General features: G+C 69.0%; 13 protein-coding genes. 11 read left to right on the top strand and 2 right to left on the bottom strand.

The genetic code is table 11. The annotated features are described in order from the left end of the window. Positions 1–44: 44 nt before the first annotated feature. From E0H75_RS39945 to E0H75_RS39935, 3 genes are all read left to right on the top strand, one after another. A complete protein-coding gene (locus tag E0H75_RS39945; RefSeq protein WP_131360821.1) occupies positions 45–1,151 on the top strand; it encodes a GuaB3 family IMP dehydrogenase-related protein in 1,107 nt (368 codons plus the stop codon). After that, the gene (locus E0H75_RS39940; protein ID WP_165554389.1) at positions 1,148–1,873 is read left to right on the top strand and encodes an alpha/beta fold hydrolase; all 726 of its coding nucleotides are present in this window, start codon (positions 1,148–1,150) and stop codon (positions 1,871–1,873) included. The genes E0H75_RS39945 and E0H75_RS39940 overlap by 4 nt, the downstream gene beginning before the upstream one ends. 61 nt (positions 1,874–1,934) lie before the next feature. After that, positions 1,935–2,336: a hypothetical protein gene (locus E0H75_RS39935; RefSeq protein WP_131518938.1), complete on the top strand. Its 402-nt coding sequence runs from the start codon at positions 1,935–1,937 to the stop codon at positions 2,334–2,336. On the opposite strand, the gene E0H75_RS39930 is transcribed toward E0H75_RS39935, so the two are convergent. Further along, positions 2,333–3,241, bottom strand: coding sequence for a TIGR03086 family metal-binding protein (locus E0H75_RS39930; protein WP_131518937.1), 909 nt, complete (start codon positions 3,239–3,241; stop codon positions 2,333–2,335). The two genes, E0H75_RS39935 and E0H75_RS39930, sit on opposite strands and share 4 nt — an antisense overlap. Before the next feature lie 85 nt (positions 3,242–3,326). Beyond that, positions 3,327–4,778, bottom strand: a complete 1,452-nt coding sequence (locus E0H75_RS39925; RefSeq protein ID WP_131518936.1) for a hypothetical protein — start codon at positions 4,776–4,778, stop codon at positions 3,327–3,329. A gap of 127 nt (positions 4,779–4,905) precedes the next feature. Here E0H75_RS39925 and E0H75_RS39920 point away from each other — a divergent pair, with 127 nt between their 5' ends. The 8 genes from E0H75_RS39920 to E0H75_RS39885 all read left to right on the top strand — a co-directional run bounded on the left by E0H75_RS39920 (position 4,906) and on the right by E0H75_RS39885 (position 14,205). Further along, positions 4,906–6,498, top strand: coding sequence for a succinic semialdehyde dehydrogenase (locus tag E0H75_RS39920; protein ID WP_131518935.1), 1,593 nt, complete (start codon positions 4,906–4,908; stop codon positions 6,496–6,498). A 76-nt stretch (positions 6,499–6,574) separates the two neighbouring features. Next, positions 6,575–8,275 (top strand): GMC oxidoreductase, encoded by a 1,701-nt coding sequence (locus E0H75_RS39915; protein ID WP_131518934.1) that lies wholly within the window; start codon positions 6,575–6,577, stop codon positions 8,273–8,275. Positions 8,276–8,909: 634 nt separating this feature from the next. After that, entirely contained in the window at positions 8,910–9,905 is a 996-nt protein-coding gene (gene bioB, locus E0H75_RS39910; RefSeq protein WP_131518933.1) for a biotin synthase BioB, read from the top strand. Then, positions 9,902–10,090 (top strand): biotin synthase auxiliary protein BsaP, encoded by a 189-nt coding sequence (gene bsaP / locus E0H75_RS39905; protein WP_131518932.1) that lies wholly within the window; start codon positions 9,902–9,904, stop codon positions 10,088–10,090. The genes bioB and bsaP overlap by 4 nt, the downstream gene beginning before the upstream one ends. Further along, entirely contained in the window at positions 10,090–11,391 is a 1,302-nt protein-coding gene (locus E0H75_RS39900) for an adenosylmethionine--8-amino-7-oxononanoate transaminase (protein WP_131518931.1), read from the top strand. Before bsaP ends, E0H75_RS39900 begins: the two co-directional genes overlap by 1 nt. Then, positions 11,391–12,512 (top strand): 8-amino-7-oxononanoate synthase, encoded by a 1,122-nt coding sequence (locus tag E0H75_RS39895; RefSeq protein ID WP_131518930.1) that lies wholly within the window; start codon positions 11,391–11,393, stop codon positions 12,510–12,512. Before E0H75_RS39900 ends, E0H75_RS39895 begins: the two co-directional genes overlap by 1 nt. Beyond that, complete coding sequence (gene bioD / locus E0H75_RS39890; RefSeq protein WP_131518929.1) at positions 12,473–13,165, top strand: dethiobiotin synthase; 693 nt, start codon at positions 12,473–12,475, stop codon at positions 13,163–13,165. Before E0H75_RS39895 ends, bioD begins: the two co-directional genes overlap by 40 nt. Next, the gene (locus E0H75_RS39885) at positions 13,162–14,205 is read left to right on the top strand and encodes a cytochrome P450 family protein (RefSeq protein ID WP_131518928.1); all 1,044 of its coding nucleotides are present in this window, start codon (positions 13,162–13,164) and stop codon (positions 14,203–14,205) included. Before bioD ends, E0H75_RS39885 begins: the two co-directional genes overlap by 4 nt. The last annotated feature ends 4 nt before the right edge of the window (positions 14,206–14,209 follow it).

Genomic DNA, 14,209 nt, shown 5'->3' with positions numbered 1-14,209 from the left:
AGAGTGGTGCCCGGAGCGGGGAGGGTGGCCGGTAGGCTGCGGGCATGACCGAGATCGAGATCGGCCGCGCGAAGCGGGGGCGGCAGGCGTACGCGTTCGACGACATCGCGATCGTGCCGTCGCGGCGGACGCGGGACCCCGAGGAGGTCTCGGTGGCGTGGCAGATCGACGCGTACCGGTTCGAGTTGCCGATCCTGGCCGCGCCGATGGACTCGGTGATGTCTCCGGCCAGCGCCATCGCGATCGGCAAGGCCGGCGGCCTCGGCGTACTCAACCTCGAAGGCCTCTGGACCCGGTACGAGGACCCGACCAGCCTGCTCGAGGAGATCACCTCGATCAGCCTGCAGCAAGCGACCACCCGGTTGCAGGAGATCTACTCGGCGCCGATCAAGCCCGAGCTGATCTCGCAGCGGGTGCAGGAGATCCGCGACTCCGGTGTCACCGTGGCCGGCGCGCTGTCGCCGCAGCGGACCAAGCAGTTCGCCAAGCATGTCGTGGACGCCGGTGTCGACCTGTTCGTCATCCGCGGTACGACGGTCTCCGCCGAGCACGTGTCGGGCCAGGCCGAGCCGCTGAACCTGAAGCAGTTCATCTACGACCTCGACGTACCGGTGATCGTGGGTGGGTGCGCGACGCACCAAGCCGCGTTGCACCTGATGCGGACCGGGGCGGCCGGCGTACTGGTCGGCTTCGGTGGCGGTGCGGCGCACACCACGCGCAAGGTGCTCGGTGTCGCGGTTCCGATGGCGTCCGCGGTGGCTGACGTCGCAGCCGCGCGGCGCGACTACATGGACGAGTCCGGTGGTCGCTACGTGCACGTGATCGCGGACGGGTCGGTCGGCCGGTCCGGCGACGTGGCGAAGGCGATCGCCTGCGGCGCCGACGCGGTGATGGTCGGCTCGCCGCTGGCCCGCGCGAGCGACGCGCCGGGCGGCGGGTTCCACTGGGGTGCCGAGGCCTGGCACGCGGACCTGCCCCGCGGCGAGCGGGTCGAGGTCGGCGTCACCGGGACGCTCGAGCAGATCCTGTTCGGCCCGTCCTGGGTCCCGGACGGCACGATGAACCTGGTCGGCGCCCTCAAGCGCGCGATGGCCACCACCGGCTACACGGAGCTCAAGGAGTTCCAGCGGGTCGAGGTCGTCGTCGGGTGACGACGGGCGTCCTGCTCCTGCACGGATCCAGCGGTACGCCGGACCTGGAGCGCGCCCGGATTCTCGAAGCCGAGGGGTACGACGTACTGGCGCCGCGGTGGACCGTCCGCGAGGAGGTTGCGCTGGACTCGTTCCCGCTGGACGAACTCGCTGCCCGGAACGACCGGCTCGTCGTGATGGGCAGTTCCTGGGGCGCCGAGGCCGCGTTGTTGCTGGGCGCGTTGGACGAACGTGTGGACGCGGTCATCGCGTTCGCCCCCGGTGCCTACGTGTGGGGGCGGTTCGTCGAGAACGGATCGCAACGGCCGGCATGGACGTGGCACGGTGAGCCGCTGCCCTTCGTGCCATCCGACCCGGACTGGAAGGCGTACGACGACCCGCCGAGCTTCGTCGGTTGGTACCGCCAGAGCCTCAAGCGGTACGCCGCGGAGGCGGAGGCGGCCCGGATCCCGGTCGAGCGGATCCGGGGCGAGGTGCTGCTCATTGCCGGCGGGGACGACAAGGTGTGGCCCTCGACGGAGTTCGCGGACGAGATCGTGCGGCGTCGTGGCGAACGCACCACCCGGGTGGTCGCGTTGCCCGCGGCCGGGCATCGTACGGTGCTGCCCGGGGAGCAGCCGAAGACAGCCGGGCAACGGATGGCTCGCGGCGGGACCGAGGAGGCGGATCGCGAGCTCGGCGCCCTCGCCTGGCCGGAGATTCGCAAGGTTCTGGCCGGCTGACCACGGCCGGGCGACGTGCGCCGGGTGCTCGTCGCCAGACAAGTTCTGGAAGGATTGCGGCATGGGATTGTTCAGCCGACGGAGCAGCCAGGACGCAGACAACGTTGCCCTCGCCGCCGCGCGGGCCAGACTCTCCGCAGACGACGTGGACCAGGTGCGATTCCTGATCACCACCAAGAAGACGGTGCACGCGGTCAAGCTGATCCGGGACCGGACCGGCCTGGACCTGAAGGCGGCCAAGGAACTCGTCGACGACATCCGCCTCGGCCGGTATGTGCCGCCGACCACCGGGACGCCGCTCGTCCGCAGGCCCGGCACGAACCTGGCCGAGCGCACCCGCGCCCTCAAGGCCGCAGGTGAGCTCCATCAGGCGACCGCTCTGGTCGTCTCCGAGACCGGCATGACCGAGGTCGAAGCCGGCCTCTTCGTCGGCGCCCTGAAGACCGAGACCCAGGACAGCTAGCCCTTCACATAGGACAGCTTCTCCGCCACCTTCCCGTCCCGGAGCCGCAGTACGTCGACCCCGCGCACGTGACCGCGCTCACCGGACGCTTCCCGCCACGAGTACTGCCACCGCACCACGGCGCGATCACCGAGAACCACCGTCTCCTCGGTCTCGAACCGCGGATCGTCGGTTCCGGCGAACAGCTTCTCCCACTCCGCCCGTACGGCGGCCGCCCCCTCGAACCGCGCGCCATCCGGCGACGGCGAGGTGGACTCGAACACACAGTCGTCGGTCACGAGCGCCATCACCGCGTCCAGGTCCTGCCGATCGAACGCCGCGCCGAAGCGAGCGATGGTGCCACCGGCCGTGGACCAGCGCGGATCGCGCCCGAACGCGCCGATCAGTACGTCGGCCGGCTCGGTGAACCCCTCGACCCGGTCGGCGATCGCGCCGGACGAGCGGTAGATCTCCTCGCGCTCCGCGAACCAGGTGGCGACCTCGTCGACCGCCTCGGCGTCGAGTTGAGCGTCCGCACCGAGCGCCGCGGCCAGGTCCCAGCCGTGGACGAGGTAGTCGGCGGCCAGTTGGTGCAGGTACTCCGACGAATCCTCCTCGCCGTACGAGAGGTGCACCTTGTCGATCGGCCGGTTCGCGGCGCTCTTGGCGGCGCGCACGGCAGCAGTGGCGGCCGCGGCGGGATCGTCGCCGAGCAGGTCGCCGTCCAGCGAGTCGCCGACGTCGGCGATCGTCTGGCCCTCCATCAGCGGTACGGTCCAGCGCGCCTCACCGACGACGTGATTGACCAGCGTCCGCACGTCCCAGTCCTCGTCCGGAGTCGGTGCCGTCCATTGGTCGGGCCGTACCTCGTTGACCAGCCGGACGAAGTTGTCGGTCGTCCGCCGGTGCAGTTCCACAACATCCATGGCCATCTCCCCCTTTGAGTGCTCCGTGAGGGTGCACTAAGCGTCAGCGTCCGCCCGGGGAGATGGGCCGTCAATTACCCGGCGGTTACCGGCCCAACTGGAGTTGCTCGGCGGCGTCGTGAGCGTGCTGGGAGGCCATCAGGTCGCCGGTGGCCGCGAGCAGGTCGCCGTGATGCCGGTAGCAGGAGCCGGCCAGGTCCTTCATCACGGTGTCGTCGTCGGTGAACGGGACCAGCGCGGTCGCGACCTCCGCACACCAGCCGGCCAGGTCGAGGGCCATCTCGCTCCGGCCCGCCTGGTGGTACGCCGCCGAGATGTCGAGCAGCACCTTCGCCCAGGTCGGCGCGTAGGTGCTCGTCTCGTACCGCATCCGGTGCGACTCGCGCTCCGACGAGATCGCGAACAGGTAGTGCGACTCCAAGCCCAGCGTCAGCGCCGCGTCCACATCCTGCAGCAGCAACGGCCCGACCAGCTCAGCCAGTTCACTCGCGCGTACCGCGGCCGACTCGGGATCGGTCCGCCCGGACACCGTCGCCAGCGTCATCCCCGGCGCCGGTTCGCTCAGCGCCACCAGCCGGTGGTACTGCTCGAACGGCCCGAGCTTGATCTCCGCGTTCTCCAGCGCCGAGACCAGGTTCAGCGGCAGTCCACGGTCCAGCTCCTCGGTCACCCGTGCGGCCGTCTCCGCGTCGGTGTCGAACGCCGTCCGCAGGCAGGCTTCGCCGTCCATGATCCGGCCGACGATGCCGAGGTGCTTGCCCTTCCGGGTCAGCGCGGCGACGAGCGTGCGCAGGTCCGTCGCCGACTCGGAGTCCGCGAGCGTGTCGGCCGTGGTCAGGCCGATCTCGTCCGCCTCGAGCGCGAGGTCGAGCCTGCCCTCCGCGGCGTGGACGTCGGCCGAGACCGCGGTCGCCGAGCAGAGGTACCGCGCGTACGACAGCGACTGCGGGCTGTCGTTGATCTGGTCGGCCAGCTGCAGGAACAGCTGGGTCGCCGCGTCGGCCGAGGCGACCGCGAGCGCGGGATCGCCGTACCGCCGCAGGATCAGCGCGTTCATCGCGAGCACCCGGGCGAAGTCCGGCTGGTACTTCGGGCCGTCCGGGCCGCTGACCAGCTGCCCGTACGCGATCACCGCGCCGTCCATCTCCAGTACGGCGGTCGCGCCGTGACCGCGATGCGCCTGGGTCATCGCCCGCCGCGCGCGCACGTCGGCCAGGAACGACGTCGCGTCCAGGACGCCGGCGTCACTGAGCTCGGTGTAGCCGAGTTGGGCCTCGTGCAACGCGGCAAGCGCTTCCTCGTGCCGGCCGGATGCGTTCAGGGAGCCGGCCAACTCGTACTGCGTCGCCGCCATCAGGTGCTTGGCCTCGTAGTGGTCCGGGTGTTCCCCGGCCCGCTCCCTGGCCAGCTCGATGACGCGTTGCTGATACGGCCCGGCCTCGTCGGCGCGACCCTCCTCGATCAGCAACTGAGCAGTCTGCAGAGCCTCGCCGAGCTCGTCCTCAGGAGGCGTCCAAAGCCCCCCGCTGTCAACCATTTTGACGTTCCACCCCTTCGCAGGTTCAACGGATCACCCTACTGGTCGATGCACGTGCAGATGGAGGGCAGACACGAGGGAATTCCCTAGGGCTGACATGGCTATTACCGGCAGGTAGCCTGGATCAATGAGTGAGCAGACCTCGATTCCCGCGGATCCGGAGCTCGATCCGACCGCGTCGTACGCGACCGATCAGTCGGTCATCCGGCGGCTTTCGGGGCTTTTGCGGGCCACCGCCGGCACCCGGACGTCGTACGCCCCGGCGACGGGTCAGCCGATCGCGGATCTGCCCGTGTCTGCCCCGGACGACGTGGAAGCCGCGGTCCGGTCGGCACGGAAGACCCAGCAGACCTGGCGGCGGGTGCCGTTGGACGAGCGGGCCGCGATCCTGCTGCGGTACCACGATCTGGTCCTCGACCACCGGCACGAGCTGGTGGATCTGGTGATCCGCGAGTCGGGCAAGGCGCGCAAGCAGGCGTTCGAGGAGGTCGCGCACGTCGCGCTGACCGCCCGGTACTACGGGCGTAAGGCGACCGAGTTGCTCGAGCCGCAGCGCAAGCTGGGCATGTTCCCGCTCCTGACGCGGGCCGAGCAAAGGTTCGTGCCGAAGGGTGTCGTCGGCATCATCTCGCCGTGGAACTACCCGCTCAGCATGGCGATGGCCGATGGTCTGCCGGCCGTGCTCGCGGGCAATACCGTCGTACACAAGCCGGACAGCCAGACCCCGCTGACCGCGCTCCGGGCGATCGAGCTGCTCTACGAGGCGGGTCTGCCGCGGGGGGCGTGGCAGCCGGTCAACGGTGACGGCCCGACCGTCGGCGGCGCGATCATCCAGAACACCGACTACATCTGCTTCACCGGCTCGACCAAGACCGGCCGGCTGGTGGCTCGGCAGGCGGGCGAGCGGCTGATCGGCTGCAGCCTCGAGCTCGGTGGCAAGAACCCGATGCTCGTACTGCGTGACGCCGACGTGCACCGTGCGGCGGATGGCGCCGTCCGCGCGTGCTTCGCCAGCGCTGGGCAGCTCTGCGTCTCGACGGAGCGCCTCTACGTCGCCGACCAGCTGTACGACGCGTTCGTGACGGCGTTCCTGGACCGGGTGAAGAAGATCCGGCTGTCCGCCGGCACGGGCTGGGACGTCGACATGGGCTCGCTGATCTCGAAGGCGCAACTCGAGACCGTAACCCGGCACGTCGACGACGCACGGGCCAAGGGCGCGGTCGTGCTGACTGGTGGGAGGGCGCGGCCCGACATCGGGCCGCTGTTCTACGAGCCCACTGTGCTGTCCGGGGTGACGCCGGAGATGCAGTGCTTCGACAACGAGACCTTCGGCCCGGTCGTCTCGATCTACCGGTTCTCCGACGAGTCCGAGGCGATCCAGCGCGCGAACGAGGGCGAGTACGGGCTGAACGCGAGCGTCTGGACCCGGGACGGCAAGCGTGGCCGCGCGGTCGCGGCCCAGTTGACGGCCGGCTCGGTCAACGTGAACGAGGGCTACGCGGCGACGTTCGGTTCGCTCGACACCCCGATGGGCGGCATGCGGTCCTCCGGGCTCGGCCGCCGCCAGGGCGTCGAGGGCATCCGCCGGTACGTCGACCCGCAGGCGATCGCGACCCAGCGGGTGCTGCCGATCGCTGCCTCACACGGGCTGTCCGACCAGACGTACGCCGAACTGATGACCGGCGCACTGCGCGTGCTGAAGAAACTGGGCCGTGCATGACTGAGCGAAGCGAAGTCATCAAACGGCACAGCGCGATTTGTGCCTCATGCGCGCCCGGAGCGAAGCGAGGACGTGCATGAGCTTCGACTACGACGTCCTGATCATCGGATCGGGGTTCGGCGGCAGCGTCAGCGCGCTGCGGCTGACCGAGAAGGGGTACAAGGTCGCCGTACTCGAGGCCGGCGCGCGGTTCGACGACTCCGGGTTCGCGAAGAACTCGTGGGACACCAAGCGGTTCCTGTTCGCGCCGCAGCTCGGCTGGTTCGGCATCCAGCGGATCAGCGCGCTCCGGGACGTGATCATCCTGTCCGGAGCCGGCGTCGGCGGCGGCAGCCTGGTCTACGCCAACACCCTGTACGAGCCGCTGCCCGCGTTCTACACCGACCGCCAGTGGGCGCACATCACCGACTGGAAGGCCGAGCTCGCGCCGTACTACGACCAGGCGAAACGGATGCTCGGCGTCACCACGTACCCGGGCTTCACCCCGGCCGACAAGGTGATGAAGCAGGTCGCCGACGACATGGGCGTGGGGGACACGTTCCACCCGACCCCGGTCGGTGTCTTCTTCGGTGAGCCCGGAGTCGAGGTCGACGACCCGTACTTCGGTGGCGCGGGACCGCGGCGTACCGGCTGTATCGACTGTGGCGAGTGCATGACCGGCTGCCGGCACAACGCGAAGAACACGCTGACCAAGAACTACCTCTACCTGGCCGAGAAGGCCGGCGCCGTGGTGCATCCGATGACCACGGTGACCTCGGTCGAGCCGCTTCCGGGCGGCGGGTACGCCGTCGACGTACGGCGTACTTCGAATCGCAAACAGACCAAGCGATTCACGGCCCAGCAGGTGGTGTTCGCAGCATCGGCCCTCGGTACGGCGAAACTGCTGCACCGACTGCGCGACGAGGGCAAACTGCCGCGGCTGTCCGACCGGCTCGGTGTGCTCACCCGGACCAACTCGGAGTCGTTGCTGGGGGCAATCGCGCGGGACCGTGACGTCGACTACAGCCGTGGCGTCGCGATCACCTCGTCGTTCCACCCGGACGACATCACCCACATCGAACCGGTCCGGTACGGCAAGGGCAGCAACGTGATGTCGCTGCTGCAGACCGTGCTGACCGATGGCGACGGCGACCGGCCGCGGTGGCGGACCTGGTTGCGCGAGCTCCGCGTGCAGCGGAAGAACATCCGCCGGCTGTACGACCTCAAACACTGGTCCGAGCGGACCGTGATCGCGCTGGTGATGCAGACCGCGGACAACTCGATCACCACCTTCGGCAAACGAGACAGGCTGGGCCGGTGGCGCCTCACCTCGAAGCAGGGCCACGGCGCCCCGAACCCGTCGTGGATCCCGGTCGCGAACCAGGTGGTCCGGCGGATGGCCAAACTCATGCGCGGTACGCCGGGTGGCACGATCGGAGAGCCGTTCAACGTGCCGATGACCGCCCACTTCATCGGCGGCTGCGCGATCGGCGACTCCGCGGAGACCGGCGTGGTCGACCCGTACCACCGCGTCTACGGGTACGACGGCCTGCACATCCTGGACGGGTCGACGATCTCGGCGAACCTGGGCGTCAACCCGTCGCTGACGATCACGGCCCAGGCCGAGCGAGCGCTGGCGTTCTGGCCGAACAAGAGTGAGGACGACACGCGTCCGGCCCCCGGATCGGCGTACGAGCGGATCCAGCCAGTGCGGCCGGCGCATCCCGTCGTACCGGCGGAGGCGCCCGGGGCGCTGCGGCTGCCGATCGTGCCGAGGCAGTCTGTGACGGAGCCGTAACGTAACGACAATACTTCGGACAGTGATCAGGTGAAATGAGAAAACCTCAGCACTTGTGTGGCTGCTGAGGTTTGTGGGGCATTCTGAAAAAGCCCAGAAAAGGGAGCAGGTCCCTCGGGAACGTTTCCGCCCAAATCGTTTCCCGAGGGACCCACTCAAGCCGGGGTGAGGCGCCCGGCGCTTTGGGATCGGGTCACCAACCACAGCTGGCGACCCGAGCTCTTGGTACCCCACTCTACATCCGATTCCAGGAGTTTCGAGCTCTTGCGAGTGGTTGTGACCACTCTGCGTGCTGATCGTGATGATCGGCTTTCGTCGCTGCCTGTAATCGAGTGGCGGTCTTCTTTGCGGTAACCGCCTCTGTACACATCAACGAGCCCTTCTACGGGGGGTTACGAGGTTCCGTAGAAAAATCCAAGAAGTTTCTCCGAGTGTGCGGAGAGTGCTGAAGCAGGTCGCCTCCACGTGTTTCACGTGACGCCCACCGCAGAGACGGCGTACCGGCCTGTCCTAGGGTGTGCCTGGCGATTCCCCGCCTACCGCGTGGAATCGCTACGGCGCGGAATCGCTACGGCGCGGAATCGCCAGGCACACCCTTACTGTGAGCCGACCGTTCGATGAGGCAGGGAGAACCATGGGCGACATCCTGGACGTGGCACGTGAGCAGGTTCTGGAACAGGGCGTCGGACTGAGCCAGGAGCAATTGGTCGAGGTTCTCCGATCGCCCGACGACCGGCTGCCCGAGCTGCTCGCACTGGCCCACGACGTACGGGTCAAGTGGTGCGGCGAGGAGGTCGAGGTCGAGGGGATCATCTCGCTGAAGACCGGCGGCTGCCCGGAGGACTGTCACTTCTGCTCGCAGTCCGGCCAGTTCACCTCGCCGGTGCGCTCGGTCTGGCTGAACATCCCGGAGCTGGTCGAGGCGGCCAAGGAGACCGCGAAGACCGGTGCGACCGAGTTCTGCATCGTGGCCGCGGTGCGCGGTCCGGACGAGCGGCTGATGTCGCAGGTGAAGGCCGGCATCGAGGCGATCAACTCCGAGGTCGACATCAACATCGCCTGCTCGCTCGGCATGCTGACGCAGGAGCAGGTGGACGAGCTCAACGCGATGGGCGTGCACCGCTACAACCACAACCTCGAGTCGGCCCGCTCGTACTTCGGTGATGTCGTCACCACCCACTCCTTCGAGGAGCGCTGGGACACCTGCCTGATGATCAGGGAGTCCGGCATGGAGCTGTGCTGCGGCGGTCTGGTCGGGATGGGCGAGACGCTGGAGCAGCGCGCCGAGCTGGCCGCGCAGCTGGCCGAGCTCGACCCGCACGAGGTGCCGCTGAACTTCCTCAACCCGCGCCCGGGGACGCCGTTCGGCGACCTGGAGGTGATGGCCGGCAAGGACGCGCTGCGGACCATCGCCGCGTTCCGGCTCGCGATGCCGCGCACGGTGCTGCGGTACGCCGGCGGCCGCGAGCTGACCCTGGGAGACCTGGGCACCCGCGACGGTCTGCTCGGTGGGATCAACGCCGTCATCGTCGGCAACTATCTGACTACGCTGGGCCGCCCGGCGACCGCGGACCTGGACCTGCTGGCCGAGCTGAAGATGCCGGTCAAGGAGCTCCAGAAGACGCTATGACCACACTCCTTTACTGCGGACGCTGTGGCCGCGAGAGCGCAGACGGGGACCACGACGCCTGCCGCCAAGCGCTGATGCTGGAGCCGCCCCGGTACTGCGACCAGTGCCGCCGCCGCATGGTCGTCCAGGTCCACCCGATGGGCTGGACCGCCAGGTGCTCGGTGCACGGTGAGGTCTCGTCCTGATGGCCGGCATGTTGGCGCGCGACGCGGAGTTGCTGTGGCATCCGTACTCCTCCCTGAGTGATCCGTCACCGGTGCGGATGGTCCGGGGCGCGTCCGGCGTACGTCTGCAACTGGACGACGGGGACGGTGGCAGCGTCGAGGCGATCGACGCGATGGCGTCCTGGTGGTGCATGATCCACGGCTACCGCAACCCCGTGCTGGACGCGGCGGTGAAGAGCCAGGTGGACGACTTCAGCCATGTCATGTTCGGTGGGCTGACCCACGAGCCGGCGATCCGGCTGGCCGAGCGGCTGGTGGAGATCAGCCCCGAGCCGTTGCGGCACGTCTTCTTCTGCGACTCGGGCTCGGTGTCGGTCGAGGTCGCGATCAAGCTCGCGCTCCAGTACCAGGTTGCCCGGGGCAACAACGGCCGAACCCGGATGCTGACCGTCCGTGGCGGCTATCACGGCGACACGTTCGCACCGATGAGTGTGTGCGATCCGGTGAACGGGATGCACTCGCTGTTCACCGGCGCGCTGAAGGAGCAGGTGTTCGGCCCGCAGCCGCCGGCTGGTTTCGACCGCCCCGACGACGATCCGGAGTTCCTGGCCTGGGCGGCGTCCGTGTCGGCGTTGGCGGAGCAGCTGGCCGGCGAGATCGCGGCGATCATCGTCGAACCGATCCTGCAGGGAGCCGGCGGCATGTATCCGTACAGCCCGGCCTGCCTGCGGCTGCTGCGTGAGCTCGCCGACCGGCACGGGTTCCTGCTGATCCTGGACGAGATCGCCACCGGCTTCGGCCGGACCGGCACGCTGTTCGCCTCCGAGCACGCGGGCATCGACCCGGACATCCTCTGCGCCGGCAAGGCACTGACCGGCGGCTACCTGTCGTTGGCAGCCACTTTGTGTACGACGGACGTCGCGCACACGGTGTCGAACGGACCCGGCGGTGCGCTGATGCACGGCCCGACCTTCATGGCGAACCCACTGGCGTGCTCGGCCGCCCTCGCGTCGATCGACCTCCTACTGTCCCAGGACTGGGCCGGCCGGGTCGCTCAGATCTCCGCAGGGCTGTCCGCCGGTCTCGCACCGGCGGCGTCGCTGCCTGGGGTCAAGGACGTGCGAGTGATCGGTGCGGTCGGCGTCGTACAACTTGGTGGGCCGGTCGACCTGCCGCGGATGACCGAGGCGGCGCTGCGGCGCGGGGTGTGGGTGCGGCCGTTCCGCGATCTCGTCTACACGATGCCTCCGTACGTGTGCACCGACGAGGAGATCGCCACCATCGCGGCCGCGATCACCGCGGCAGTGGAGGAGGCCGGCTGATGCTCGAGGACTGGCTCGGCCCGAAGGCCGCTGCGTTGGAGGCGCGCGGTCTGACCCGCCGGCTCCGGGTTCGCGCCGCCGACGAGCGGCTGATCGATCTCGCGGGCAACGACTACCTCGGCCTGGCGTCCGATCCGCGCGTGATCGAGGCCGCGGCCGACGCCGTCTGCCAGTGGGGCACCGGATCGACAGCCTCGCGCTTGGTCACCGGTACGACGGCCCTGCACGACGAACTCGAGTCGTCGCTGGCGACGTACGTCGGCCAGGAGACTGCGCTCGTGTTCTCATCGGGCTATCTCGCCAACCTCGGTGTGGTCACGGCGCTCGGTGGTCCGGGAACGCTCGTGGTGTCGGACGATCACGTGCACGCATCGCTCATCGATGGCAGCCGGCTGTCGCGGTCACGGGTCGAGGTTGTTCCGCACAATGATGTGGACGCGGTCGGCAAGGTGCTTGCCGAGCGCAACGAACCGCATGCGTTGGTGCTGACCGAGTCCGTGTTCAGTGTGCTCAGCGATGAGGCGCCGTTGATCGAGTTGGCTGCGGTCGCTCGCGAGCAGGACGCCGTACTGCTGGTGGATGAGGCGCATGGGCTCGGGGTGACTGGTGGCGGTCGTGGTTCGGTCCATGCGGCTGGGTTGGCTGGTCTCGAGCATGTGATCGTCACGATGACGCTGTCCAAGGCGCTCGCCGCGCAAGGGGGCGTCGTCCTTGGGCCTGCGCTTCTTCGCGACCATTTGATCAACCGGTCGCGGCCGTTCATCTACGACACGGGTCTGAATCCGGCTGCGTGTGCTGCTGCGCTTGCTGCTCTCCGGGTGCTTCAGGACGAGCCCGATCGGCCCGCCGCGATCCATTCTGCAGCGGCCCGGTTGGCGTTGGCTTGTGGTGTGCCGCCCTCGTCCGGTGCGGTCGTGTCGGTCCCGATGCCGGGTCCGCGCGAGGCGGTCCGTGCCGCCGAGCTCTGTCTGGAGAACGGCGTACGCGTAGGGAGCTTCCGGCCGCCGACCGTCCCCGACGGGATCAGCCGCCTCCGCCTTACCGCCCACGCCGGCTTGTCCGACGAGGATCTGGATCGCGCATGCACCGTCGTCCTCGCCGCGATCGGCCAGGTCTCGTGATCATCCTCGTCACCGGCACGGACACAGAAGTAGGGAAGACCATCGCCACCGCCGCGCTGGCAGCCCGGGCAACTGGGACCGTTGCCGTGGTCAAGCCTGCTCAGACCGGTGTGGGGCCGGATGAGCCAGGCGACCTGGCTGAGGTACGCCGGCTGACCGGGCTCACGGAGTTGCACGAGGGCATCCGCCTGCGCGATCCGCTCGCTCCGACGACGGCAGCCCGCCGGGCCCGGGTGCCCCTCCCATCCGTGGAGTCGCAGGCCAAGTCCATCGACGACCTCGCCCGCTCGCACGACAGCGTGCTGGTGGAAGGCGCCGGTGGTCTGTTGGTCGGGCTCGACGGGGACGGAAACGACCTGTCCGACCTGGCGACCCACCTCACGGCGCCGTTCACGTTTGTGGTGGTTGCACGCTCGGGCTTGGGCACGCTGAATCACACCGGTCTGACGGTCGAGGCACTCCGGAGCCGCAACCTTCCCATCGACGGGCTGATCATCGGGTCCTGGCCTGCGGAGCCTGATCTGGCCGAGCAGTGCAACCTGGAGGACCTTCCAGTGACCACCGGAGTGCCGGTGATCGGACGGATCCCGGCCGGCGCAGGGCGACTGGACCGGGAGGCGTTCCTGGCCGCGGCGCCCGGCTGGTTCGGATGAGCGGTTGCCCGGCGCGGTACGACGGGGAGCTCGGGTACTGGATTGTCGACAATCCGACTGAGGCGCGTGAGGTGCTGCTGGATCCGGCGACGTTCCGGCCGGACAACGCCGTACTGGCGCACACACCGCTGTCCGTGAAGGCGTTGCGGGTGCTGTCGGCGGTCGGGTTCGCGTTGCCGCCGACGTTGGCCAACAACGCGGGGGAGTCGCACCGCCCGATCCGGGCCGCGGTCGCTCGCTTCTTCAGCCCGGCACGAGTGGCCGGCGTCGAGCCCCTCGCCCGGGAGCTGACAGCTGCGCGGGTGGCTGCTGCGACCACAGCCCTCGCCGAGGGTGAGCAGGTGGATCTCGTGCAGGCAATCGCCGCGGAGCCGCCCGCGTTGGTCGTGCTCGACATGCTCGGGCTGGCAGATGTCGACGTACCGGCGTTGAAGGCGTGGAGTCTGGATTCGCTCGAGCTGTTCTGGGGTTGGCCCGACGAGGACCGGCAGCTGGAACTCGCGCACAGTGCCGCGGAGTTCTACGGCTGGCTGAGGAAGCGGGTCGTCCAGGCGGCTGAGGACGACCTGTTCGGCGTACTGGTCCGGCTGGGGCTGACCGATGAGGAAGTGTGCGCGGTCGCGTACTTCCTGCTGATCGCGGGCCAGGAGACCACCACCCAACTGATCTCCACTGCCCTCCATCGCACGATCGGCAGGCGTCCGGCAGATGTTGTGGAGGAGGTGCTGCGGGAGGCCTCGTCGGTGCCGACGTGGCGGCGGATCACCTCCAGACCTGCCGCGATCGGCGACGTTGAGCTTCCGGCGGGAGCGCCGGTGCTGCTGGGCTTGTCTGGACACGGTGGGCCGGCGGATCTGGCGTTCGGGGCCGGGATCCACCGGTGCCTGGGCGCCGGGCTGGCTCGGCTGGAGGCGAGAGTGGCGCTGGAGTGTGCGGCGGACCTGCTGGCCACGGTCAGGCTGGTCGAGGAGCCGCCGATGATCGCGCTGCTGTCGTTCCGCGCGCCGAAACGGTTGCTGGTCGGATTACAGCCCGGCTGACCTG

The organism is Kribbella capetownensis (genome assembly GCF_004331485.1).
GTDB lineage: Bacteria > Actinomycetota > Actinomycetes > Propionibacteriales > Kribbellaceae > Kribbella > Kribbella capetownensis.
This window is presented reverse-complemented; position numbering and strand designations above follow the sequence as displayed.